Raw genomic sequence first — 23,468 nt, forward strand, 5'->3', positions numbered from 1 at the left:
CCGTGACGACTGGATCGGGCGAGGCGGGGTTCGCCGACGGCGAGACTTTCACGAAGGCGGCCCAGCCCCGGCAGTTCATCGTGACGCTGTACGGACTGTTCTCGCGCGGCCACGGCGGCTGGCTGTCGGTCGCCTCCGTGGTGAGCCTGCTGCGGGAACTCGACATCGACGAGGCCGCCGTGCGGTCGTCCATCTCACGGCTCAAGCGGCGGGACGTCCTGCAGGCCGAACGCCGCGACGGGACCGCCGGGTACGCGCTGTCCCCGGCGGGCCTGGCCATCCTCCAGGAGGGCGACCACCGCATCTTCCGCCGCAAGCGGGCGACGTTGGCCGACGGCTGGCTGCTGGCGGTGTTCTCGGTGCCCGAGGCGGAACGCCACAAGCGGCACCTGCTGCGCTCCCAGCTGAGCAGGCTCGGCTTCGGCACGGCCGCGCCCGGCGTCTGGATCGCGCCCGCCCACCTGCACGAGCCCACCGCCGACATCCTGCGCAGCCAGGACCTGCACGGCTACGCGGACCTGTTCCGCGCCGACCACCTGGCGTTCGGCGACCTGGCCACGAAGGTCCGCTCCTGGTGGAACCTGGACCAGCTGGAGTCGCTGTACTCGTCGTTCCTGACCGAACACGGCCCCGCCCTGGACCGCCACCCGCGCAGGCGGGTGGTCGACGAACGCGAGGCGTTCGTGGACTACGTCCGCCTGCTCACCGACTGGCGACGCCTGCCGTACCTCGATCCGGGCCTGCCGGAGGAACTGCTCCAACCGGACTGGATCGGCATCCGCGCGGCCGACCTGTTCTTCACCCTTCAGGACCGACTGGAGGACCCGGCCCGTTCGCACGGCACCCGCACGATCGGCACCTGAGGTCAGGTTCTCGTTGCGGTGGAACGGTTCTGGACCACCTTTACGGTCGTCCAGATCAGGTCGGCGATCAGGATGACCGCCCAGACCCGGCCCGCTCCGTAGAGGAACGCGCCGCCTCCGTCCCGTTCGACCCGACCCAGGACCACCGTGCCGAAGTCGCGCGTGATCAGGTCCCGCACCCAGGACAGGTCGAAGAAGGCCAGGACCACTTGGGACACCGCGAACAGCCCGATGTGCACACCGAGGTCCGTGAGGAGCCGGGCCTGGCTCTTCAGCGGTTTGGTCTTCGACGCAGGCCTCGGCTGCTCCTCGGAGACCACGACAGGTTTGGAGATCACAACAGGCTCGGTCATCCCAGCCGGCTCGGAGGTCACGGCTTCCTCGGCTTTCGGTGGTGGTGGAGGGAATTCCCGCACCCCCAGCCGGCGTACCGCACGCGGCACCACGACGGCCCCGGCCAGGATCATCCCGCCGGCGACGACGCACGCCACCGGCCAGTTCGCCCCGTCGTACAGCACGCCGGCCACCAGACTGCCGATCAGCCCGCCGACCAGGCAGGCCGACTCGTAGACGCCCATCCCACGGCCGACCTGCGCCCCCGACGCCTCGGCGATCACCGCCTGCTGGACCGGCATCACCGCCGCCCACGCCAACCCGCTGAGCACCCACAGCGCCGCGATCACGTAGGGACCGGGCGCCCACGCCAGGCTCACCGCGAACACGCAACTGGCCGACGACGCCGCCATCAACACCCGTGACCGCCCGAACCGCACCACGTACCGGTGCAGGTACTCGGCCGCCACGCTCATCGCGATGGCACCCGGCAGGAACACGTACGCGACCTGGACGACCTCCAACCCGAACCCGCGCTGGAGGTGCAGCAGCAACAGCAGCGACACCGCCGACTCCGCCGCCATCGTCATGGCCACCGCGAACAGCATCGGCCGCAACCGCCGCCCGACCGCCCCGATCCCGGCAGCCGCGAGGCCTTCCCCGGGCCGCACGCCACGCCGGGGCGCGGACAGCAGCAACCCGGCCGCCACCAGGCACGCGACCGCGCACGCCCAGAACAGGCCGGCGAACCCGATCACGCCCAGCAGCGTCATCCCGCCCACGAAGGCGACCCACGACCCGGTCTCCTGCGCCGTCAGCAGCCGTGGGAAGACGGCCGAGTCCTCGGCCAGCCGCTCACTGACCACCGCCCGCACCGCGACCCACAGCAGCGCACCGCCCGCGCCGCCCACCGCCGCGGCGGCGTACGCGACGAACACGTGGCCGGCCAACGCATACCCGGCACACGACACCGCGTAGAGCAGCGCCCCGACCGCCGCCACGTACCGGCGTTCACAGCGGTCGGCGAGCACTCCGGCGATCGGCCGCACGACCACCGACAACGCCATCTCGACCGCCATCAGCACGCCGACCTCGGTCGCGCCGAGCCCCAGCGCCACCCCGGCCCACAGCGGCAGGACGAAGTCGATCAGCTCGGTCGGCCCGTTGGTCAACGTGGCCGCCCACAACGTCTGCCGTTCTCGGCGACGCACGTCCCGCACAGTCGTCACCCGCCCCCCAGAAACTCCGAACACCGTTCGATCTACTCCGAACGGTATACTGAGTTTTGCCATGAACGCAAAGAACCAGGCACTCGAACTGCTGTGGGCCGACGGTCGGCGGCCGGCCAGGGGCCCGCAACGGGGCCTCACCATGGACCGCATCGTCGCCGCCGCGATCGAGGTCGTGGAGGCGGAAGGCCTGTCGGCGCTGTCCATGCGCCGGGTGGCCACCCGGCTGGGCGTCGGGACCGCGTCCCTCTACACGTACCTGCCGGGCAAGACGGAGCTGGAAGCGCTGATGCTGGACGCGGTCGGCGCGGACGAACCGCTCCCCCACCAGCGGTCGGGCGACTGGCGCGCGAAGCTGGAAGCCTGGGCCCGCGCGGACTGGGTCGGCTTCCGCCGGCACCCGTGGGTGCTCCAACTGATGGCCACCACCACGGCTCCCGGACCGAACACGCTGCGCTGGCTCGACTCGGCGCTGACCGTGCTCGCCGACACCGGCCTGAGCGAGCCGGAGAAGATGGCCGTGATCGAGGCCGTGGACGCCTACGTCCGGGGCCTGGCGCGCCTCCAGATCGACACCGACGCCAACGCCGAGGACCCGACCGCCACCCGCGAACGCGACCGGACCCTGGGCAGACTGGTCGACTTCACCCGCTACCCGGCCCTGCTCAAGGCGTTGCGGGCCGGGGTGTCCCCGTGGTCCGGCGACCAGTTCGAATTCGGCCTGCAACGCCTTCTCGACGGCGTCGAGGCCCTCATCACCGCCCGCGCGTCCGGTTGACGCGGACCCCGGCTACCCGGACCTCAGCGGCCGAGCGCGGCGCGCACCCTGCCGATCACGGCGTCCTCGTCCTGACCCACCCGACCGTCGGCCGAAGCGACCTTCTCGCACATCCCGACCACGGCGTCGGCGAACGCGGAGGCGTCGGCCGCGGACCGTTCGGCCAGCAGCGCGACCGACTCGCGGAGGGCGGCCAGCACGCCGTTCTCCACGTCGGCCACCGAGCCCTCGGGCAGTTCCGGGGCGCCCGCGTCGACCACCTGCCGGACGTCGGCCGGGAGGGTGGCCATCGCCTCGATGCCGGCGTGGCTCTCCTGGTCGAGAGCACCCTCCTCCGCGACCGACACCAGCACCATCGCACCGTAGACGGCGGTGCGCAGGGTCCGGCTCTCCGCCTCCGTGTAACCACTCATGCGGTCGACTTTAAGGCGATCCGGCGCCCGCCGGTGGCGACTCGCGGGCATTGCGGGCGCACGGTGGCGCGGGTAACAAGACCCGCGCCGGACAGCGTGTCGTACGCGGAACGGACCTTACGACCGGAATCGCCCGAAGGCTTCTTACCGGCGGATGTTCCGGTTCAGCCGGTCTTCCGTTGGATGCCCGCGCGCACGGCGTCGAGCCCGATCAGGTTGAACGGTCGGCCGAGCGTCCGCATCAGCGAGTTCCCGGTCGGCCGGTACACGCCGCGACGGTGGTAGTACCCGCCCTGGTAGGTGCCGACGACACCGCCGTCCGGGGACGCCTGGCCCAGGTAGGAGTGCCACTTCAGGCGGTACTGGGACATCGTGGCGGCGGAGTGGGTCGACACGTTCACCTCACTCGGCTCGGCACCGGTGTAGAGGTCGTCCGGGTAGTCGTACTCGTCGGCCAGGCCGCCGATGGAGTGGCCGAGTTCGTGGGCGACGATCCCGCCCGACTGGGCGTTGCCGCCGGACGACGTGGCGACCCCGCCGCCCGCGCCGCCGTACTTGGTGCTGTTGGCGACGGCCAGGACCTGGTCGACCTCGGGTGCGGCAGCGGCGTACCGGCGGGCTTTGGACTCGTTGACGCACAACAGCCGTTCGGTGTTGCCACACCAGAAGTACATGTCCAGCGCGGTGTTCCGCTGCACGCCCTGGCTCGGGTCGTTGTCCACCCCGGACTGGGGCGAGACGACGTTGACCTGCCAGACGTTGAACGACTCCTTCATCGAACGGTAGGGCTCGATCCGGGTCAGCTCGTCCCAGCGGTCGACCACGTGCTGGTCGTAGGTCGCGAGCTGCGAGGAGGTGTAGCCGTTACCGACGAACACCAGGTCGAACCGGGACGACGACGGACCTGTCCGCTGGATCGGCACCACCTCCGCCACAGCGGCCTGGATCGCGGCACGCGCCGACAGCGGACTGGACGGCGCGAGCGTCACGCGGGCGCGGGTGATCGTGCCGTCCGGGGAGAACACCTCCTTGACCGTGGTCTCGGCGGGTCGCGGAGCAGGGGCGGCCTCCGACGGGGCCACGGGTTGCAGGACGAAGGCCGCCGCCGCGGCCAGCGCCACTACGGCCGGGAGAGTGCGCATGGGAACGCTCCGTTCGTGGGCAGGGAGCCACGGGTGCCCCGTGTGCGGCAGGGGGAGGACACCCGATGACCAAACGCCCGCCACTATCGGCCGCCACCGTCCAGCAGCGGAAATCCCGCCTCCGATCCACGCCGTTTATGACCCGGCGGCTGGTTGGCCCGGTCGTGGCGGCCTACCCTCGGACGGATGGAACTGGAGATCCGCCACCTGAGGACCGTGTGCGTGATCGCCGAGACCGGCAGCCTGACCAAGGCCGCCGCGGTGCTGCGCATGTCGCAGCCCGCGCTCTCGGCCCGGCTCAAGCGCCTGGAGGACGAGATCGGCGCGGCGCTGTTCGTGCGCAGCTCCCAGGGCATGGTCCCCACCGTCGTCGGCGACTTCGTCCTGCTCCGCGCCCGCGCCGTCCTGCACGGGGTGGCGGAGCTCCGCCGTGACGCGGCCCGTTGCTCGCAGACCACCACGGCGGTCGTCGCGCTGGGCGGTGCGGTCGGTTCGGTGTCGGTCGGGCTCGCGGAACTGCTGGGCGAGTACCTCACCGACATGGAAGTGCGGCTGACCATGGAGTACTCGCCACTGCTGCTGTGGGACCTCGTGACGGCGGGCCGGCTCGACATCGCGACCACCGTCGACTACCCCGGCTACGAGCTGCACTCCACACCAGCCGTGCACTGCGAGACGATCGTGCGCGAGCCGGTGTTCGTCGCGATCGCCGCCACGGATCCGCTGGCCCATCGGGAGGAGATCCCGCTGGAGGAGCTGGCCGGCCACACCTGGGTGATGACGCCGTCCGACGGCGCGGGCTGGCCGGACTGCTTCCACGCCGTGTGCGAACAGCGGGGCTTCCGCCCGCAGGTCCGTTACACGACACCGAGCACCGATTCGATCCGCGCCCTGGTGGCCACCGGGCGCGCCGTGGCGCCGTGCCAGCCCGTGTACCTGTCCAGCGAGGACGTCACCGTGCGGCCGATCGAAGGCAGCCCGATCTCCATGCGCCACGTCCTGGTGTGCCCGCGCGGAGGTCCGTTGGTCGAACGCCTGCCGACGATCGTGGACCTGGCCCGGGACGCCTACTGGTCCTACGTCCGCGACCACACCACCCACTTCGACTTCCCCCGCGCCCGGCAGACCAGCCTCACGCCCGGCTGACGGGCGGTCACAGGTCCGGGAGGTCGAGGTCGACGTTGGGCCCCTGGAGGCCGCCGTCGACCTCGACGACGGTCCCGGTCACGTACGCGCTGGCGTCGGTCGCGAGGAACAGGACCGCTGCGGCGACGTCCTCCGGATCGCCGATCCGCCGCAGGGGCGTCGACATCTCGACCCTCCTGCGCATCGAGTCCTCGCCGACCATCGCCTCCAGCGCCGACGTGAGCACGGTGCCCGGAGCCACCGCGTTGACCCGGATCCGGGGCGACAGGTCCGCAGCGGCGAGACGGGTGTAGTGCGTCAACGCCGCCTTGGCGGTGCCGTAGGCGAGGAATCCCCGAGCGGCGATGTGTCCCACCACCGAGGAGATGTTGACGATCACGCCGCCGTCGCCGCGCAGCATCACCTCGGCCGCGGCACGGGTCAGCGCGTGCGCGGTGGAGACGTTGAAGCGGAAGACCTTCTCCAGGAACTCCGGCGAACTCTGCGCCAGCGGCCTCGGCAGGGAACCGCCGACGTTGTTCACCACCACGTCGACCCGACCGAACTCGGCTTCGGCGTGACCGGCCAACGCCGCCACGGCTGCCGGGTCCGACAGATCGCCCGGCACCACGTGCGCCCGGCGTCCGAGGCTCCGCACCTGCTCGGCCACGGAGAGCAGTTGCGCCTCCGTGCGCGCGGCGAGCACCACGTCGGCCCCGGCCTCGGCCAGCCCGACGGCACTCGCCGCGCCGATACCCCGACCCGCGCCGGTCACCACGGCGACCTTCCCGTCCAGTCGAAAGCGGTCGAAGATCACGCGTCGACCTCCCTGGAGCCCGAGCGGTCGGTGACCGGACGCGCCCACCTGTCCCCTGGATCGTCGTGCGGAGGCACACGGTCGGCTACCCGACCACCCGGCTGGAGCGCCCGCTCCTCCGCCCGCTTCTCCGCCGCGGCGTCGATGCGCTGTCGGGCGATCCGCTCAGCGGCCGTCCCGGGCAGGATGCCCTCCGCTTCCGCGCGGCGCAGGACTTCCAGCGTGGTGTCGAAGATCCGTTCCACGTTCGCGGCGCTCTGGCTCAGCGACTGCCCGAGTACTTCCCCGGCACCGAGGATCGCGCCTCCCGCGTTGACCACGTAGTCGGGGAGGTAGAGCACGCCGCGGTCGGCGAGCTGCTGCTCCACGTCCGGGTGGGCGAGCTGGTTGTTGGCGGCGCCGCACACCACCTCCGCGGTGAGCACGGGCACGACGGCTTCGGTCAGGGCGCCGCCGAGGGCGCAGGGGGCGTAGACGTCCATTCCCCCGAACCGGACCAGGGCATCGGTGTCCTCCACGACGACGGTCTCGGGGAACTCTTCCACGATGCGGCGCACGGGCTCGTCGAGCACGTCGGTGACCACCACCTTCGCGCCTTCCCGGAACAGGAGGTCCACCAGCACCCGACCCACCTTCCCCACCCCGGCGACGCCGATCGTCCGTCCTCGCAGCGACGCGGTGCCCCAGCGGTACCGGGCCGCCGCCCGCATACCGTGGAGCACACCATGCGCGGTGAAGCCCGCCGTGTCCCCGTCCTGGTCCAGCTCACGGGAAAGGCACGCCGTCCACGGGCACACACGGGACACGACCTCCATGTCCCGCACTCCGGTGCCGACATCGGAACCGGTGATGTACCGGCCGCCCAGTGCGGCCACGGACCGACCGAAGGCCAGCAGCAGTTCCTCCGTCTTGTCCCGGTCGGGGTTCCCGACGATGACGGCCTTGCCGCCGCCGAAGTCGAGCCCGGCCATCGCGTTCTTGTACGACATGCCGCGCGACAGCTTCAGCACGTCCCGCACGGCCTCCTCGTCGCTGCGGTAAGCGCGGAAGCGGGCGCCTCCCAACGCCGGACCCAGGGCGGTGGAGTGGATGGCGATGACGGCCTTCAGGCCGGAGGTCGGGTCCTGGCACACCACGACCTGCTCGTGCTCGAAGGCGTCCGGACCGAGCGCGGTGAGCGGTGTGCCGAGCGTGAAGGTGCTCATGGTGTTCCTCCTCGGGTCGACGACCTGTCTTCCGTCGTGACGGGCGCGCACGGGGAACCGCAAGGCCCGCCGAGCGGCTCCCCGGCCGGACGTGCCCGCGATGCGCACTTCACCGCGACCGCACGTGGTGACCGGGTGCCGGGGAACCGGCGGGATGTCGGGCGCTGCCCGTGGCCCTACCGGGTACGCGTGGTCCCGAACGCGAGGCGAGCCACCGGGACCACGCCGACCACCAGGACTCCTGTCGCGCCACCGAGTCCGCCGACCACGCCGAAGGGTCGGCCGGCAGTCCGCCCGACCTCGTCCGGTAAGCGGCTTTGGGGCGCGGCGGGCTGATGATGCCGCCCACGTGACCGGAGGGCACCAGGTGGAACGCGACGTCGCCGCCGAGCAGCCGCGCGCTGCGGTACACCGTTTCCCAGGGCGAGATGTGGTCCCGGGTACCGGCCACCACGAATGCGTCCTGCGTGACGGCGGAGAGGTCGAGCAGCCGCCCCGCGATCCGCAGCCTGCCGCGGGCCAGCGTGTTGTCGACCGCGATGCGCAGCGCCTGCCGGAACAGCACGGGGGGCACGTCTATCCAGTCCTCGCTCCACGCCCAGATGTCGAAGGACTTCGGCCGCTCGCCCAGCAGCCAGCCGGAGACCAGGGGCTGCCACACCGTGTCCCGCGAACGCAGCAGGTCGAACAGCACGCCGACCATCCCTCCGTGGACCAGGCCGGCGCGGTTCGACAGGATCCGGGTCAGCACTTCTATCTCGACCTCTGCCCACGGGTCACCGCTGTCGTCCGGGATCGTGTGATCGAGGGCGGACATCAGCATCGTCAGCGACGCCACACCCGTCTCACCGCCCGCCGCGAGCCAGGCGGCCGTGGACGCGGCGAGCATCCCGCCCGCGCACACGCCCACCAGGTGGACCTGCGAGGAGCCGGTGATCTCCCGCACGACGTCCAGGGCGACCAGCGGGATCCGCCGGAAGTACTCGTCCAGCCCCACCTCGGCGTGCCGGGGCTGCGGGTCGCGCTGGCTGATGGCGAACACCGTGAAGCCCGCCCGCACCGCCCACTCGACGAGACTGCGTCCCGGGGCCAGGTCGAAGATGTAGAACTTGTTCACCCACGCGGGAACCAGCAGCAGGGGCACCTGGTGCACCTCGGCGGTCTGCGGTTCGTACTGGAGCACTTCCACCAGGTCGTCGCGGTACACGACCCGGCCGGGCGTGGTGGCCAGGTCCCTGCCCAGGTGGTAGGAGCCGGGCGGCATCTTGGCCGGGCGTCCCCGCCGGTGCCGCAGGTCCTCCAGGAGGTTGCCCGCGCCGCGGACCAGGCTCGCGCCCCGGGTCGCCACGGCGCGGCGCAGCGCGGCGGGATTCCCGAGGAGGGTGTTCGTGGGAGCCAACGCCTCGGTGACGACCTGGGCGATGAACTGCGCCTGGCTTCGGCGCCGCGCCGGCACGAACGGCGCCTCGGCACCCGCCAGGACGAGGTTGCGCCACGCCAGGTAGCTCCGCAGCAGCAACCGGTAGACCGCGGTGTCCCAAGCGGGATCACGGAAGCGCACGTCATCGGTGTCCGGGCCGGCCGCTGTGGCCGCTAGCAGGTCACGGCACTCCCGGATGGACCACCGCGCCACCTTCGCGCCCAGACTCCCGTCGGCAGCCTCCAGGTCGCCGTGGCGGTACGCCTCGCTGCCGCGCGAATCCACTGGTCGCACTCCTCGTCCGGCCGGCGGTGCGGCCGGCCCTCACCGTCGTGGCATCGGACGCTCCGGTGCCGTTGCCGGCGGCGTCGTGTGAAGACGGCGGGCGATCGCGTGACGATCCGGCGGCATCCGGTTCCTGTGCAAGAAACGTAGATCCGCGAGCAGTGCACCGTAAGGCGCGTTGGAAGACCGAGGCTTCCGACGTTGCCCCCCACGGCGTGCGGGAAGCGCGAAGGTGGTGCGAGGGAGCGTTCGGACGGCGGTTTCGCCACCGCACGCCACAAGAGCGCACCGTCTCAGGTGGGACGTGTCCTGGCCTGGGGAACCCGACGTGCCGCCTGCTTCACCCGGGCGCTGCGCACGAGGCGGGGCCGCGTCCAGTGCGCTGAGCGGAAAACGCGCGGTGATGCGGGTTTCCGGGTGCGACGGCCAGTACGAGCGCACCGCACGTGGTGCGGGTCGGTCCACCACGAGGGACCGCCGCGAAGGGCGACACGACCGAGTGCGCCGCGTACGTTCAGCGGCACGGACCCGCGGGTGTCCGGGGTCCGATCGACCTCGACGGTGACATCCGATCCGGAGGCTCCCCATGCACAGCACCATGTTCGCCATGCCGCTCACCATCGCCCGCATCCTGCGGCACGGGTCCACGATCCACGGTTCGTCCACTGTGGGCACTTGGAACGGGGACGGTTTCGACCGCCTCACGTATGCGGAGGTGGGTGAACGCGCTGCCCGCCTGGCGCACGCGCTCCGCACCCGGCTGGGAGTGGACGTGGGCACCCGACCGCAGGACAGACAGGGCGTCGTCGGCACCTTCATGTGGAACAACGCCCGCCACTTGGAGCTGTGCCTGGCGGTTCCCGCCATGGGGGCCGTCGCGCACCCCGTCAACCTGCGCATGACGGACGCGCAGATCGCCTACACCGTCCGGCACTCCGGCGACGAGGTGCTCGTCGTGGACGCGGTCCTGATCGACGTCCTCGCCCCCGTCCTGCCCCTGTTGCCGTCCACCCTGCGGCACATCGTGGTCGCCGGTCCCGGCGACCGAGGCCCGCTCGCCGGGTTCGCCGGCGAGGTGCACGACTACGAGGAGCTGATCGCCGACTCGCCGAGCGACTACCCCTGGGAGGAGGAACTGGACGAGCACACCGCCGCGGTGATCTGCTACACGTCCGGGACCACCGGGCACCCCAAGGGCATCGTCTACAGCCACCGGTCGATCTACCTGCACTGCCTGCAGGGCGCGGCGCCGAACCGCTACGACCTCACCCTCCGCGAGACCGCCTTCCCCATCGGGCCCATGTTCCACGTCAACGGCTGGGGCATCCCCCACGCCGCGTTCGCCACCGGCGCCGACCTGCTGCTGACCGACCGGCACTCCAAGCCCGCTTCGCTCGCCCGCATCATCGAGGCGGGACGACCGGGGGTCGCGGCTGCGGTCCCCACCGTCTGGACGGGCCTGCTGGACGAGCTGGACGCCCGCCCCCGTGACACGTCGAGCCTGCGCCGGGGACTGGTGGGCGGGTCCGCGTGCCCGCCCGGCCTGATCGCCGCCTACCGGGAACGCCACGGCGTCGAACTGCTCCACGCCTGGGGGATGGCCGAGACCTCGTCGCTGGTGACCACGGCGCTGCCTCCTCGGGGGGTGGACGCCGAGCAGGAGTGGGCCCACCGCGTCAGCCAGGGCCAGTTCCCGGTGTCGGTCAGGTTCCGCGTCGTGGGGCCGGACGGGGCCGTCGTGCCGAACGACGGGGTGAGCACCGGTGAGCTCCAGCTCCGGGGGCCCTGCGTGACCGCCGCCTACCACGGCGGTGTCGACGCTCCTCCGCACCGGCCGGCGGAGCACTTCACCGCCGACGGCTGGCTGAGGACCGGCGACATCGGCAACGTCTCCCCGGACGGCTTCCTGACGCTCACCGACCGGGCGAAGGACGTCATCAAGTCCGGCGGCGAGTTCATCTCCAGCGTGGCGCTGGAGAACGCCCTGACCGAGCACCCGGCCGTGGTCGAGGCGGCCGTGGTCGCCGTGTCCGACGACCACTGGGGCGAGCGGCCCCTGGCCGCGGTGTCGCTGCGGGCCGGCAGCCGGGTCGACTTCGAGGACCTGCGCGACTTCCTGCGCCTGCACCTCGCCTCGTGGATGGTGCCCGAGCGGTGGGCGGTCGTGGGCCGGGTGCCGAAGACGTCGGTGGGCAAGCACGACAAGCGGCGCATCCGGGACGAGTACGCGCGAGGTCTGCTCGACGTCGTTCACCTGGGCGGACGGCCAGGCGGCGGGGCCGCGGCCGGGCAGGCGGGGCCGGCCGGCGGGTGAGGTCGCGCAGGGCCCGCCGCGTCCGGGCCGTCGCGCCGGCTCGCGTTCCGGGAGCGGGCGGCATCGACGATCGCCACCGCCCACTCCCGGTCGTCGCCGAGGTCGGGGTTCTCCCGCAGCGCCCGCCGGAGCCGCTCCCACACCCCCGCCTCGGTCCAGGCCAGGAAGCGGCGGTGCGCCGTCGCCGGGGAGACGCCGAAGGCGGGCGGCAGGCGGCGCCAGGCGCAGCCGCCGGTCAGCACGAACACCACCGCGGTGAAGACGTCGCGGCCGTCGCGTGGGGCGGTGCCGCCGCCCTGTGGTCGTGGACCGAATCCGGGCAGCAGGGACGCAACGGTCCTCCACAGTGGATCGGGGACCAGGCGTCGGGACAGGTTGTCTCCCATGACGACCAGCGTGGCACCCGACGGGGTTTCGGCAAGGCGGTCCGGGATCGCGACCGTCCGGCTGCCGCCTCCGGCGAGCAGTCGCGCACCACCGGCGGTCCGCGCGCCCCCGATGCCGTCCGGCACGCCTGTCGGTGACCTGCGGTCCGCGGCCAGGGTGGGTCGACCCCGCGCCAAGTCCCCGGGAGCACCGCAGTGCCGCGGATTTCCACGCCGAGAGAGGAAGGCACGACATGACAGCCAGTCGATCGGACACGAACGCCACGGTGATGGACCACCTCCTGGACCGCCTGAACGCCTTGGGAGTGCGGCACCTGTTCGGTGTGCCGGGGGACTACAACCTCAAGGTGCTCGACCGCGTGGTCGCCCACCCGCGAGTGGAGTGGGTCGGGACGGCGAGCGAACTCGGTGCCGCGTACGCCGCCGACGGCTACGGGCGCACGAACGGTTTCGGCGCGTTGCTGACCACGTTCGGGGTGGGCGAGTTGAGCGCGATCAACGGCGTGGCGGGCAGCTACGCCGAACACGTCCCGCTGCTCCACATCGCCGTCGGGCCCACCAGCGCCACCGAGGAGGCCGGCAGCCTGGTCCACCACACGATGGGGGACGGGGACTTCGACCGGTTCGCCCGTGCGCACCGGCACGTGGTGTGCGCGGACGCCGTGCTGCGGCCCGACGACGCCCTGTCCGAGATCGACCGGGTGTTGACGACCTGCCTGCGGGAGAGCCGGCCCGGCTACCTGCGGGTGCCGCGCGACGTCGCCCTGGGACCCGCCGCGCCGCATCCGCCGCTGGACCTGCCGGACCGGCAGGCCGATGCGGACAGCGTGGAGGCGTTCCGCGGCGCGGCCAGGGAGCGGCTCGCCGCGGCGGGCAGCGTCGCGGTCCTGGCCGACTTCCTGGTGGACCGGTTCCACGCCCGCGCCGAACTGGCCGCCCTGGTGGCGGCGGGCTCCTTGCCGCACGCGACCCTGACCGCCGGCAAGACCGTGGTGGACGAGCGCGATCCGGCGTTCCTCGGGGTGTACGCGGGCGCCATGAGCGAGGCGGGCGTCCGCGCCGCCATCGACCAGGCCGATTTGCTGATCCTGGCGGGTGTGGTGCTCGCCGACATGGCCACCGGCAAGTTCACGCACGAGTTCGACCCCGACGAGGCCATCGACCTGGGACCGACGACCGCCAGGGTGGACGGCGTCGCCTTCCCCGACGTCCCGTTGGCCACCGCGTTGGCGGTGCTGACCGAACTGGTCGAAGAACGTCCCCCGGCCCCCACGCCCCCCGCCGGGTCCGCGCACCACCAACCGGCCTCGCCGGCGCGCCTCGCCAACGTGCTCAAGGAGTCCGCCACCGCCCTCGGCCGGAAGCTGTGCGGGTCGCAGCTCCCGCTGACCCAGTCCTACCTGTGGAAGGCGGTGGGTTCGGCCCTGCGGCCGGATCACACCGTGTACGCCGACAACGGCACCGCGATGCTCGGCATCGCGGACCGCCGCTTCCCCAGCGGCGCCCGGTTCGTCGCGCAGCCGATGTGGAGCTCCATCGGCTACTGCATCCCCGCGCTCCTCGGAGGACAGCTCGCCGACCCCTCCCGGCGGGGGCTGCTGCTCATCGGCGACGGTGCGGCCCAACTCACCGTGCAGGAGCTGGGCGTCATCGGTCACCACCGCCTCACGCCCATCGTCCTCCTGGTGAACAACGACGGCTACACCATCGAGCGGGTCACGCACGGCCTCCACGCCGTCTACAACGACATAGTGCAATGGCGCTGGGCCGACCTGCCGGCAGCCCTCGGCGTGCGGCGTCCACTCGTGCTGTCCGCCCGCAGGCCCGCCGAGCTGGACAGCGCGCTCGCCCGCGCCGTCGACACCACCGACCGGTTCGTCCTCATCGAGGTGTTCCTCCACAAGGAGGACGTGCCGCCGGCGCTCAAGCGCATGGTCGCGAACCGGCCCGACCGGGCGAAGTGGGTGGCGTGAGTCGAGCGTTCGCGTGAGGCGGGTCGGACCGCGGGCCGGCGCCCGACCCGGCTCACGCGCGTTGGCGGTTCAGTGCCGCTCCGGCCCGACGACGAGTTCGCGGGCTTCCTCCCGTCGGCCGAGCGCTTCCAGCCGAACGCGGAAGTCCTCCAGGTCGCTGGTGCACTGCGCGGAGTACAGCCCCCGGAGCACCTGCGTGGCCTGCACCGCGGTGCAATGGCTCTGGTCGACGTCCCCCGCCCGCAACTGCGCCGAGGCCAGGAGCAGCAGTCTGAGCCCACGGCGCCGCGACCGGCCCGGATGACAGCCCAGGAGGGCTTCCTCCGAGCACCGCACGGCGGTCGCGGGCTGGTCGAGGTCCCTGGCGCAACGGGCCAGTTCCTCCGCCAGGTAGGCCCGGTCGACGTGGGCGACCCAGTCCGGTTCCCGGTCCGGATCGCCGTGCTCCAACGCGTCGATCGCCTTGTCCGCGGCCCGCTCGCAGGCACGCGCGTCGCCCAGCATGGCATGGCCGCGCGCCTCGGCCGCGTGGCAGACGGCCTGCACCGCCGGGGTGCTCCGCCCCCGTGACCCTTCCTGTGCCACGCGGGCCAGCTGGACGGCTTCGCGCGGGGTGTCCAGTTTCAGGGCCACCCGGCTCATGCCGGACGCCAGCACGTACCCGCCCATCCCCCGGTCGCCCGCCGCCTGGGTCAGGCGCAGCGCCTGGATGTAGTAGCGCTGCGCGAGACCGGGCTGCCCGGTGTCGATCGCCATGTACCCGGCGAGTTCGGTCAGGCGCGCCGCCGCACCGAGCAGCTGCCGCCCGGTGGACTCGCCGTAGGAGTCCGCGAGCAGCCGGGAGACGACGCTGTCGAGGTAGTGGACGACCACGGGCCGGATGCGGGTGCTGCCGAAGCGGTGGTCGAGGTCGACGAACGCCGCGGTCGTCGCCCGCACCACCGCGATGTCGGCCCTGTCCACCGCGGCCGGTCCGTGACCGCCGACGACGGCGTCCGGGTCGGCGATCAGCCAGTCGCGGCTGGGCCCCACCAGCACGGAGGTCGGCAGCTTCTCCCCGGTCGGCGAGCCGGCGCGGTTGGCGTCGCTGTGCCACAGCGCCGACACCTGGCGCAGGGCACTCGTCAGGATCGGCTCGAACCGCAGCCCGACGGTGGGCGTGGCGCCCGGGCGCGGTGTCATGCCGATCTCGTCGATGGTCACCACGCGGCCCAGCTTGTGCCCCAGCGCCTGGGCGATGATCGCGGGCGCCCGGCCGCGCGGCTGCTGCCCCTTCAGCCAGCGGGCCACCGACGTCTTGTCGTAGCACAGGTCCAATCCCTGCTCGGCACCGCAGACGTTGACCCGACGGGCAAGTCCGGTGTTGGAGCACCCGGCTTCCTCCATGACCGCACGCAGCCGGTCGTTCGCCTTGCGACCGGCGGGCAGTCGTACGCCCATAGTCATCTCGTCTCCTTAGCATCCAGTGGGCGACCTGGCACTTGCCGCCGGCGGAGTCCTGGTGATGCGCCCTCCGGGCGTGTCCGGCACGGAGCCGTGGGCAACGCTCTTGCGCGGTACGTGCGCCACGCACCCGGAACAGGCACACGGAACCCACATCGCTGGAGCGGGAAGCACGGCCCCTTCGCCCGGTGGCGAGGCCTCGGCGCGGGGAACGGCTCGACGGGGTCGCCGCCCGACTGGCCCGGGGCGAATGCGGCGGCGGGTCGACGGTCGAGCGCACACCGCGCATGATCTCGATGCGTTCTGCTCGCACGCGGTCGCCCCATGAATGCGTCCGACCGCCCCGGTCATCAGTGCGCGGAGAGAATTCCACGTGGAGTCCGGATCCGCACCCGGGCATCGGTGCGCTTATCCGGGATTCTTTTCGGGCTGCCTCTCGACCAGGCCGCGGCGGGGTACGAAAGTACTATGGACCTTTTGATCCGGACGGTACCCGGGGCGACCGATCCGAGGTGCGGGTTACCTGCATCGGACGATCTCGGAGCCATCGGGGCCGGAATCGACACGGTTCTCGCCCATTGCGCAACAGACAGCCGTCCCACCTTGTGCCCGACCCTTTCCCAGACCATTTCTCGGCGCAGCTGCCGGAGATCATTCCGTCCTGACGAAAGTCATGCTAATCGCAGTTCGGAGGGTGCTGGATATCAGCCGATGGGGTGAAGATGAGCAGCTTCCGGCGATCTCCGCGAAAACAACCCGTTCGGGCTTACCGATGACAACAAGCCGGTTAGTCCGTCGGGATGACCGGTTCGATCGACCACTACGGACTGCTGTCGGGAGCGACGGCGCGGCACCTTTCAGTGTGTCCGACCGGCGCGGCCGGGTGTGACGGGTTCCACAGACCCGAATTCCACTCCCCCGATACCCGCACACCCGTGGACGACCCCGTGCGCAGGCGTGCACACCACACCACGAACGCGCTCCCGACAACACTCGGTACGCCTGCCGACAACACGGGGTCCGCACTTACCGTCTGACTCGGAATAAGCCCGTCGGCGCGGAACAGTCCGCAGTGGCACTCAGGCACCCCTACCTCGCGGCCCGCGGCTCCCCGCTCAGCCGGAAGACAGGAGAACCCGATGACCACTCCCGCCGCAGAGCGGACAACGGCAGTGGAAGAACACTGGACCCGCGTGGACGGCACGGAGACCCGCTACCTGGCCGCCGGCGACGGGCACCCCGTCCTGCTGATCCACGGTGAGGGCAGTGTCGCCGAGCAGTGGTACGACATCCTGCGAGGCCTCGCGGGCAGTTACCGGGTCATCGCCGTGGACCTGCCGGGCTACGGCTACACCAAGCCGATACCCGACGGCTCCGTCCCCGCGCTGGCCTCCTTCGTGGGGCGGTTCGTCCGCGCTCTCGGCCTCGAACGCCCCGTGCTCATCGGACACTCGCTGGGCGGCGCGGTGGCCGTGCACGCGGCTCTGGCGCGGCCCAACCGGGTGCCGGCCCTGGTACTCGTCAGCTCCGCGGGCATGGGCCGCGCGATCAGCCCGGCCTACATCATCCAAGCCGTAACCCCGTTGGGTGACTTGACGCGGTTCCTGGTGCCGGTGCTCCCCTTCGGCCCCCAACTGCTGGTCGCCTCGACGGCGTTGACGGGGTCCTGCCGGCCTTGGCGCATCTCCGCGCCGTGGTGGTCCAGCCAGGCGCACGCGGCCTCCACGCCGGTGGCGCTGGAGACCGCCCTGCGCTCGCAGCGCTCCTCGGTCGGGCTCCTGGGGCAGAAGAAGCCGATCCTCGGCCGGTTGCCGGAACTGCCGATGCCGACCCTGGTCGCGTGGGGGCTGCGGGACCGGCAGGTGCCCTTCTGGCAGGGCATCGCCGCCCGGCGCAGACTGCGCCGGGGACGACTGGCGCTGGTCCCGTGCAGCAGCCACCTGCTGCCGCTGGAGGCTCCCGAAGACCTCCTCAAGGCCGTCCGCCCCTTCCTCGCCGACCTGGACCTCGCGCACGACCCGAGCGACCAGGACCACGGCCCGACCGACCGGGGAGACCTGTCATGAGCGACGACGCGGACGTCATCGTCGTGGGCGCGGGGCTGGCGGGGCTCGTCGCGACCTTCGAACTGGCCAAGGCCGGGCGGCGGGTGGTCGTCGTCGAGCAGGAGAACGAAGCCAACCTCGGCGGCCAGGCCCACTGGTCGCAGGGCGGTCTGCTGCTGGTCGACAGTCCCGAGCAGCGGCGGCTGCGGATCAAGGACTCGCCCGAGTCGGCGCTGTCGGACTGGCTGGACTCGGCGCGGTTCGACCGCGACCGCGAAGACCGCTGGGCCCGCGCGTGGGCCGAGGCGTACGTGCACTTCGCCGCCGACGACAAGCGCGGCTACCTGCACCGGCTCGGGCTGCGCCTGATGCCCAACGTGGGCTGGCCCGAACGCGGCTTGGGCACCGCGACCGGACCCGGCAACTCGGTGCCCCGGTTCCACTACACCTGGGGCGCCGGACCCGAGGTCGTGCGGATCTTCCGGGAACCCGTGCTCGAAGCCGCGGACCGCGGGCTGGTGACCTTCAAGCACCGGCACCGGGTCGACGAGATCGTCGTCGAGGGCGGGGCGGCGGTCGGCGTGCGCGGCGCGGTGCTGGAACCGTCGGACGAACCACGCGGCGTGCCCTCCTCACGGACGGAGGTCGGCGCGTTCGACCTGCGGGCGCAGGCGGTCCTCGTCGCCGCGGGCGGCATGGGCGGCAACCACGACCTGGTGCGCGCCCACTGGCCGACCGACCGGCTCGGTCCTTATCCGGAGTCGATCCTCACCGGGGTGCCGGCGCACGTGGACGGGCGGATGCTGGGGATCACCGAGAACGCCGGCGGCTCGGTGGTCAACCTGGACCGCATGTGGCACTACTCCGAGGGCTTGCGGAACCACAGCCCGGTCTGGCCGCGCCACACGGTGCACTTCCTGCCCGGCCCGTCGGCGCTGTGGCTCGACGCCACGGGGCGGCGGCTGCCGCCACCGCTGTACCCCGGCCACTCCGCCCTCGAGTCGCTGCGGCACGTGGTGCTGAGCGGCCACTCCCACTCGTGGCTCATCATGTCCCAATCGGTGCTGGACAAGGAGTTCGACCTGGCGGGTTCCGACCAGAACCCCGACGTGACCGGCAAGAACTGCGCGCTGTTGGCGCTGCGGGTGAAGAAGAGCTTGACCAAGCCGGTGCGGGACTTCATCGAACACGGTGAGGACATCGTGGTCCGCCGAACCCTACCCGCTCTCGTGGACGCCATGAACGCGATCACCCCCGAAGCGCCGCTGGACTTCGCGCGCGTGGCGTACGAGACCGCGGCGCGTGACCGCCAGGTCCTCAACGCCTACTCCAAGGACTTCCAGTTGATGTCCCTGCACAACGCGCGCCAGTACACAGTGGAGCGGTTGATGCGCACCGCCCGTCCACATCGCCTGCTCGACCCGGTCCACGGACCCCTGTACGGAATTCGCATGAACCTGTTCACCCGCAAGACCTTGGGCGGGGTGCAGACCACTCTCGACTCGCAGGTGGTCCGACCGGACGGACGGGCCTTCGACGGCCTGTACGCGGCCGGCGAAGCGGCCGGGTTCGGTGGTGGCGGGGTGCACGGTTACCACGCGCTGGAAGGCAGCTTCCTCGGCGGCTGCATCTTCTCCGGCCGGTCCGCGGGCCGCGCGATCGACCAGGGCCTCGCGTGAACCCGACGCGCCGCTCGACCGCGCTCCGACACGGCTGCCGAGCGCTCGGCCGGGTTCTGCTCCCGCGTCCTGTTCACGCCGCCTGTTCACGCCGCCTGTTCCCGCTGTCCGTTCCCGCGTCCGGGTGTCAGGCCGGTGAGCGCTCGAGCAGTTCGGCGACCGTGACGAAGTGGTAGCCGTCCTGGCGTAGCCGGTCGATGACCGGGCCCACGGCCTCACGGGTCTGCGCCCGGCTCGGGTACATGCCGTGCAGGAGGATGATCGAGCCGGGGCGGACGTGGGTGACGGTTTCCCGGATCAGGGCCTCGGCACCCGCGTCGGTGTCCGAGTCTGGCTCGACGTCCCACATGACCGTCCTGCGGTGGTGCCGGTCGAGGTAGTGCGGGAGGGCGAACAGCTTCTTGCCGTTCGGCGGGCGGAAGGTGATCTCGCCGGTGTAGCCCGTCTCGCGGATCAGGGCGTCCGTCCGTTCGACTTCGCTCGCGACCCGGGCAGGCGTCACGAACACCATCCGCTCGTGCGAGTACGAGTGGTTGCCGAGCTCGTGGCCGGCGGCGGCGATGGCCCGGCCGAGGTCCGGGTGCGCGGCCAGTTCCCGACCGGTCAGGTAGAACGTGGCGGCAACCCCCTTCCGCGCCAGCACGTCCAGCAGCGGCCGGGTGCCCGCCGGGTCGGGGCCGTCGTCGAACGTCAGCGCGACGACCTTGTCCGTCGTCCCGACCCGGCTGGTGAGGCCGCCGAAGAGCTGGAACGTGCGGGCGTTGGCCAACACCGACAGCCCGAACGCGCTCGACGGCAGGACCACCAGGACCACGAGGGCGGCCACGGTCCACCGACGGGCCTTGGCATTGGTGGGCAGGAGGCGCATCGCACGATCCTGACCCATCACCGTCCGTGGTCGCGATCAAGTCCTCGTCCGGGGTCGGCGGCGAGCAGCCGCACCCGCCCTCCGCTCGACTGCCCCACGTCGGCGGCCCGGCCCCGCGACTGCGGGCGGTCACGCCGACACCACCGTGCGAAGGCCACCGACCTGCCCACTCGAACATGGGACCGGGCAAGTGGTACCGCAGCCGCGAGATGGCAGCCGCGGGACGCCCGCGCGCGGCTGTCGCGGAACGGCGATGGCCGGGAACGCCTGGCCAGGGCGATGTCGCACGGCGCATCCGCGCTGCTCACCTACCCGTTTGGGTGAACATGGCGGCAACCCTGTGTACTGCCACCTCCACCCCCGTTATCGTTTCGTTACCACTCAGGCGTATTCGCAGGGCCGAAACTCACACGTCATGGGTGGAGACGGGGGATCGTGTCCACTGCGACAACGGGAGGGGGCCTAGTGGCGATCCAGTTCATTCGGAGGAAGCAGGGACCGCAACAGCCGGAGGGAGCCGACGTTGTCAAGCCCGTGACGAGAGTGACGAGGCTGCGGGTTCCGTCGGACCTGCTCGACCGGCACCAGGGTCGGGTGCTGGGCCCCGACGCGGAGGTCGCGGACGGCTGGCCGTCGCCCGGGTGGACCGCGTACCGACCGAAGGTGCTGCTGATCCCGGACGACGTCCTGCGGGACGAGGTCGGGATCGGCGCGATCAGGGAAGTGCTCAACGGGGCGGGCCTGGACCTGTCGGTCCCGGAGGCGGGCAACGGCACCTCGCCGCGTCCCGTCGTGGTGCGGCCGCTGGACGGCCGGCCGGACGTCGACTCCTGGTACGCGCTGCAGAAGCTGCGCGTCGCCGCCGACGACGAGGACGAGCCGCGGCTCGACCGCGACCTGGTCGGGCGCATCTCGTTGGAACACCTGGTGTTCAGCGCCGTCACGATCACCGGCACGCCGTGGGACACCAACAGCGACCCGGCCCGCGAGTCCTACCGCCGCGGGCCCGCCGGGCTGTCCCGGACGCCGGTCCTGATCGCCGCGCAGCCGCCCGACCGCGGTGAGGTGGGCACCGAGCAGTTCGCCCGCCGGCCGGTGGTGGCCGTGCTGGACTCCGGCATCGGACCGCACCCGTGGTTCGGCATCCGCGACCGGACGGCCCCGCCGCCCGCGGACGGGTTCATCTCGGTGCTCGACGAGGCGCAGGAGGCGATCCGGCGCAACGCGACGGAAACCGGCGCGATCGCGACGGCCCAGCTGCTGCTGGACTACTGGGACGCCCCGGTGGAGACCGACAGGCTGATGTCCGACGTGGACAGCAACACCGGCCACGGCACGTTCATCGCCGGCATCATCCGGCAGGCCGCGCCGCGCGCGGACGTCCTCGCGATCCGGGTCATGCACAGCGACGGCATCGCCTACGGGTCGGACGTGATCGCCGCGCTGGAGGAGATCGCGCGGCGGGTCGAGCGCGCGCAGCGGGAGAACCGGCCGCAGGACATGGTCGACGTCGTGTCGCTGTCCCTCGGCTACCTGGACGAGTCGCCGGCCGACGCCGTCTACACCACGCACCTCGCCACCGTGGTCAACCGGCTGGTCGGGCAGGGCGTGCTGGTGCTCGCCGCGTCCGGCAACAACTCCACCAGCAGGCGGTTCTACCCGGCGGCGCTGTCCGAACTGCCGGACGCGCCGGGCGCCGGACCGGGCGTGATCAGCGTCGGCGCGCTGAACCCGGACTCGACCCGGGCCGAGTTCTCCAACGACGGCGACTGGGTCACCTGCTGGGCGGCCGGCGCGGGCGTGGTGAGCACGTTCCCGACCGACGTCAAGGGGCCCCGTCAGCCGCTGGTCAAGGACGAGTTCCGCAGCGGGCTCGACCCGGACGACTTCAGCGGCGGCTTCGCGGTGTGGGACGGCACCTCGTTCTCCACCCCGCTGGCAGCCGCGGCGGTGGCGAACGCGCTGATCGAGGTAGCGGCGGCGGACACCGGGCTGAGCCTGGCGAACGTCAACCAGGAGACCGTGGTGAAGCGGGCCTGGGCGGCGTTGGAACGCTGCTATGAGCAGTACGCGGTCTGACCGCCACCGGGCGGGCGGCAAGCCCCTCGACGACTACGAGGGGCTTGCCGTGCTCTTCGAGTCGGCACAGCGCGGCGACCGGGCGGCGCTGGGTCTGATCGCCGAGACCCTCACGCCGATGCTGTGGCAGGTCGCGCGCGCCCAGGGACTGGACCGGGAGCGCAGCGCGGACGCCGTGCAGACGGCCTGGCTGCGACTGCTCGGTTCGCTGTCGGACATCCACTCCCCGCTGGCGCTGACCGGGTGGCTGGTCACCGTGACCAAGCGGGTGGCGTGGAGCATGCGCAACGAGCTGCGGGCCGGTGAACTGGTCGGCCTGCTGGCGGACGAGCAGGTGGTCGACCCGACGCCGCCGCCCGAGGAGCAGGCCGTGTTCGCCGACCGGCGGGCCCGGCTGTGGGACGCGGTGAGCAGGCTGTCGCACCGCTGCCGCGAGCTGCTGCGGGTGGTCGCGTTCGTCAACCGGCCGGAGTACGCCGAGATCAGCGCCGCGCTGGACATGCCCAAGGGCAGCATCGGGCCGACCAGGGGGCGCTGCCTGGCCCAGCTGCGCAAGCAGCTGCTGGCCGACCAGGAGGGGAGCTGGCGGTGAACCCCATCGATCCGGACAGCCCCCGGGGGGAGTTGGACGAACTCGACGTCGAGATCCTGCACGAGGTCCGCTGGCTGTGGGAGTCGGTCGACCCGGTGCCGGACGACCTGGTGGACCGGGTCAAGTTCGCGGTCGAGCTGGAGGACGCGGACGTGGAGGTGGTGCGGATCGCCGAGCACTGCGAGGTGGCCGGGGTGCGGGGCGACGTCCGCTCGCGACTGATCACCTTCGCCGGCGACACGCTGGACTTCATGGTCAACGTGCAGGCCATGGGCGACGGAACGCTCCGCGTGGACGGGTGGATCTCACCGCCGGCCGCGCATCCGGTGGAGGTGCGGGCCCGCGGCGGGCCGCTCCGGACCAGTGCCAACGAGGACGGCAGGTTCGCGCTCGACCGGGTTCCGGCCGGTCTGGTCCAGTTCGTGATCCGACCAAAGGGCCGCGGCAGTGCCGTAAGTACACCGACGATGACACTATAG

General features: G+C 71.9%; 19 protein-coding genes. 10 read left to right on the plus strand and 9 right to left on the minus strand.

Annotated features, from left to right (window positions below; translation table 11 throughout):
* Nucleotides 1-2: 2 nt before the first annotated feature.
* Nucleotides 3-863 (plus strand): PaaX family transcriptional regulator, encoded by an 861-nt coding sequence (locus tag FHS29_RS02465; protein WP_184687752.1) that lies wholly within the window; start codon nucleotides 3-5, stop codon nucleotides 861-863.
* Between the two features lie 2 nt (nucleotides 864-865).
* On the opposite strand, the gene FHS29_RS02470 is transcribed toward FHS29_RS02465, so the two are convergent.
* Nucleotides 866-2,407, minus strand: coding sequence for an MFS transporter (locus tag FHS29_RS02470; RefSeq protein WP_312864713.1), 1,542 nt, complete (start codon nucleotides 2,405-2,407; stop codon nucleotides 866-868).
* A gap of 79 nt (nucleotides 2,408-2,486) precedes the next feature.
* On the opposite strand from FHS29_RS02470, the gene FHS29_RS02475 reads away from it, so the two are divergent.
* Entirely contained in the window at nucleotides 2,487-3,203 is a 717-nt protein-coding gene (locus FHS29_RS02475) for a TetR/AcrR family transcriptional regulator (protein WP_184687755.1), read from the plus strand.
* Between the two features lie 23 nt (nucleotides 3,204-3,226).
* Here FHS29_RS02475 and FHS29_RS02480 read toward each other — a convergent pair whose 3' ends face one another.
* Together FHS29_RS02480 and FHS29_RS02485 are read right to left on the minus strand one after the other, a co-directional pair.
* Entirely contained in the window at nucleotides 3,227-3,616 is a 390-nt protein-coding gene (locus tag FHS29_RS02480) for a hypothetical protein (protein ID WP_184687757.1), read from the minus strand.
* A 164-nt stretch (nucleotides 3,617-3,780) separates the two neighbouring features.
* Nucleotides 3,781-4,758: a M64 family metallopeptidase gene (locus tag FHS29_RS02485; RefSeq protein WP_184687759.1), complete on the minus strand. Its 978-nt coding sequence runs from the start codon at nucleotides 4,756-4,758 to the stop codon at nucleotides 3,781-3,783.
* Between the two features lie 186 nt (nucleotides 4,759-4,944).
* On the opposite strand from FHS29_RS02485, the gene FHS29_RS02490 reads away from it, so the two are divergent.
* Complete coding sequence (locus FHS29_RS02490) at nucleotides 4,945-5,904, plus strand: LysR family transcriptional regulator (protein WP_184687760.1); 960 nt, start codon at nucleotides 4,945-4,947, stop codon at nucleotides 5,902-5,904.
* Nucleotides 5,905-5,911: 7 nt separating this feature from the next.
* Here FHS29_RS02490 and FHS29_RS02495 read toward each other — a convergent pair whose 3' ends face one another.
* The 3 genes from FHS29_RS02495 to FHS29_RS02505 form a co-directional block, all read right to left on the minus strand.
* The gene (locus FHS29_RS02495; protein WP_184687762.1) at nucleotides 5,912-6,700 is read right to left on the minus strand and encodes an SDR family oxidoreductase; all 789 of its coding nucleotides are present in this window, start codon (nucleotides 6,698-6,700) and stop codon (nucleotides 5,912-5,914) included.
* Complete coding sequence (locus FHS29_RS02500; protein WP_184687764.1) at nucleotides 6,697-7,905, minus strand: Leu/Phe/Val dehydrogenase; 1,209 nt, start codon at nucleotides 7,903-7,905, stop codon at nucleotides 6,697-6,699. The genes FHS29_RS02495 and FHS29_RS02500 overlap by 4 nt, the downstream gene beginning before the upstream one ends.
* Nucleotides 7,906-8,014: 109 nt before the next feature.
* Nucleotides 8,015-9,610: a PHA/PHB synthase family protein gene (locus FHS29_RS02505; protein WP_184687766.1), complete on the minus strand. Its 1,596-nt coding sequence runs from the start codon at nucleotides 9,608-9,610 to the stop codon at nucleotides 8,015-8,017.
* 586 nt (nucleotides 9,611-10,196) lie between these two features.
* Here FHS29_RS02505 and FHS29_RS02510 point away from each other — a divergent pair.
* On the plus strand, nucleotides 10,197-11,924 hold the full coding sequence (locus FHS29_RS02510) for a long-chain-fatty-acid--CoA ligase (RefSeq protein ID WP_184687767.1): 1,728 nt from the start codon (nucleotides 10,197-10,199) through the stop codon (nucleotides 11,922-11,924).
* On the opposite strand, the gene FHS29_RS38425 is transcribed toward FHS29_RS02510, so the two are convergent.
* On the minus strand, nucleotides 11,861-12,436 hold the full coding sequence (locus FHS29_RS38425; RefSeq protein WP_184687769.1) for a transposase: 576 nt from the start codon (nucleotides 12,434-12,436) through the stop codon (nucleotides 11,861-11,863). The two genes, FHS29_RS02510 and FHS29_RS38425, sit on opposite strands and share 64 nt — an antisense overlap.
* A 107-nt stretch (nucleotides 12,437-12,543) precedes the next feature.
* On the opposite strand from FHS29_RS38425, the gene FHS29_RS02520 reads away from it, so the two are divergent.
* Nucleotides 12,544-14,283 (plus strand): alpha-keto acid decarboxylase family protein, encoded by a 1,740-nt coding sequence (locus FHS29_RS02520; RefSeq protein ID WP_184687770.1) that lies wholly within the window; start codon nucleotides 12,544-12,546, stop codon nucleotides 14,281-14,283.
* Nucleotides 14,284-14,352: 69 nt separating this feature from the next.
* Here FHS29_RS02520 and FHS29_RS02525 read toward each other — a convergent pair whose 3' ends face one another.
* A complete protein-coding gene (locus FHS29_RS02525; RefSeq protein ID WP_221455268.1) occupies nucleotides 14,353-15,729 on the minus strand; it encodes an NsdA family TPR-like regulatory protein in 1,377 nt (458 codons plus the stop codon).
* 1,136 nt (nucleotides 15,730-16,865) lie between these two features.
* On the opposite strand from FHS29_RS02525, the gene FHS29_RS02530 reads away from it, so the two are divergent.
* Nucleotides 16,866-17,792, plus strand: coding sequence for an alpha/beta hydrolase (locus tag FHS29_RS02530; protein ID WP_184687772.1), 927 nt, complete (start codon nucleotides 16,866-16,868; stop codon nucleotides 17,790-17,792).
* Nucleotides 17,789-19,450: an FAD-binding dehydrogenase gene (locus FHS29_RS02535; protein ID WP_184687774.1), complete on the plus strand. Its 1,662-nt coding sequence runs from the start codon at nucleotides 17,789-17,791 to the stop codon at nucleotides 19,448-19,450. The genes FHS29_RS02530 and FHS29_RS02535 overlap by 4 nt, the downstream gene beginning before the upstream one ends.
* 127 nt (nucleotides 19,451-19,577) lie before the next feature.
* Here the strand turns inward: FHS29_RS02535 and FHS29_RS02540 are convergent, their stop codons facing one another.
* A complete protein-coding gene (locus tag FHS29_RS02540; protein WP_184687776.1) occupies nucleotides 19,578-20,318 on the minus strand; it encodes a polysaccharide deacetylase family protein in 741 nt (246 codons plus the stop codon).
* 534 nt (nucleotides 20,319-20,852) lie between these two features.
* On the opposite strand from FHS29_RS02540, the gene FHS29_RS02545 reads away from it, so the two are divergent.
* The 3 genes from FHS29_RS02545 to FHS29_RS02555 are packed head-to-tail and all read left to right on the plus strand — an operon-like array spanning nucleotide 20,853 to nucleotide 23,468.
* A complete protein-coding gene (locus FHS29_RS02545; RefSeq protein ID WP_184687778.1) occupies nucleotides 20,853-22,397 on the plus strand; it encodes a S8 family serine peptidase in 1,545 nt (514 codons plus the stop codon).
* A complete protein-coding gene (locus tag FHS29_RS02550; RefSeq protein ID WP_184687780.1) occupies nucleotides 22,378-22,989 on the plus strand; it encodes an RNA polymerase sigma factor in 612 nt (203 codons plus the stop codon). The genes FHS29_RS02545 and FHS29_RS02550 overlap by 20 nt, the downstream gene beginning before the upstream one ends.
* Nucleotides 22,986-23,468, plus strand: coding sequence for a hypothetical protein (locus FHS29_RS02555; protein ID WP_184687782.1), 483 nt, complete (start codon nucleotides 22,986-22,988; stop codon nucleotides 23,466-23,468). Before FHS29_RS02550 ends, FHS29_RS02555 begins: the two co-directional genes overlap by 4 nt.

Source organism: Saccharothrix tamanrassetensis (assembly GCF_014203665.1).
Taxonomy (GTDB): Bacteria; Actinomycetota; Actinomycetes; order Mycobacteriales; family Pseudonocardiaceae; genus Actinosynnema; species Actinosynnema tamanrassetense.

Coding starts and splice junctions, on each gene's coding strand:
- FHS29_RS02475 (WP_184687755.1), top strand. CDS start 2,487: ATGAACGCAAAGAACCAGGCACTCGAACTGCTGTGGGCCGACGGTCGG.
- FHS29_RS02480 (WP_184687757.1), bottom strand. CDS start 3,616: ATGAGTGGTTACACGGAGGCGGAGAGCCGGACCCTGCGCACCGCCGTC.
- FHS29_RS02550 (WP_184687780.1), top strand. CDS start 22,378: ATGAGCAGTACGCGGTCTGACCGCCACCGGGCGGGCGGCAAGCCCCTC.
- FHS29_RS02540 (WP_184687776.1), bottom strand. CDS start 20,318: ATGCGCCTCCTGCCCACCAATGCCAAGGCCCGTCGGTGGACCGTGGCC.
- FHS29_RS02500 (WP_184687764.1), bottom strand. CDS start 7,905: ATGAGCACCTTCACGCTCGGCACACCGCTCACCGCGCTCGGTCCGGAC.
- FHS29_RS02490 (WP_184687760.1), top strand. CDS start 4,945: ATGGAACTGGAGATCCGCCACCTGAGGACCGTGTGCGTGATCGCCGAG.
- FHS29_RS02485 (WP_184687759.1), bottom strand. CDS start 4,758: ATGCGCACTCTCCCGGCCGTAGTGGCGCTGGCCGCGGCGGCGGCCTTC.
- FHS29_RS02525 (WP_221455268.1), bottom strand. CDS start 15,729: ATGACTATGGGCGTACGACTGCCCGCCGGTCGCAAGGCGAACGACCGG.
- FHS29_RS02530 (WP_184687772.1), top strand. CDS start 16,866: ATGACCACTCCCGCCGCAGAGCGGACAACGGCAGTGGAAGAACACTGG.
- FHS29_RS02510 (WP_184687767.1), top strand. CDS start 10,197: ATGCACAGCACCATGTTCGCCATGCCGCTCACCATCGCCCGCATCCTG.
- FHS29_RS02520 (WP_184687770.1), top strand. CDS start 12,544: ATGACAGCCAGTCGATCGGACACGAACGCCACGGTGATGGACCACCTC.
- FHS29_RS02535 (WP_184687774.1), top strand. CDS start 17,789: ATGAGCGACGACGCGGACGTCATCGTCGTGGGCGCGGGGCTGGCGGGG.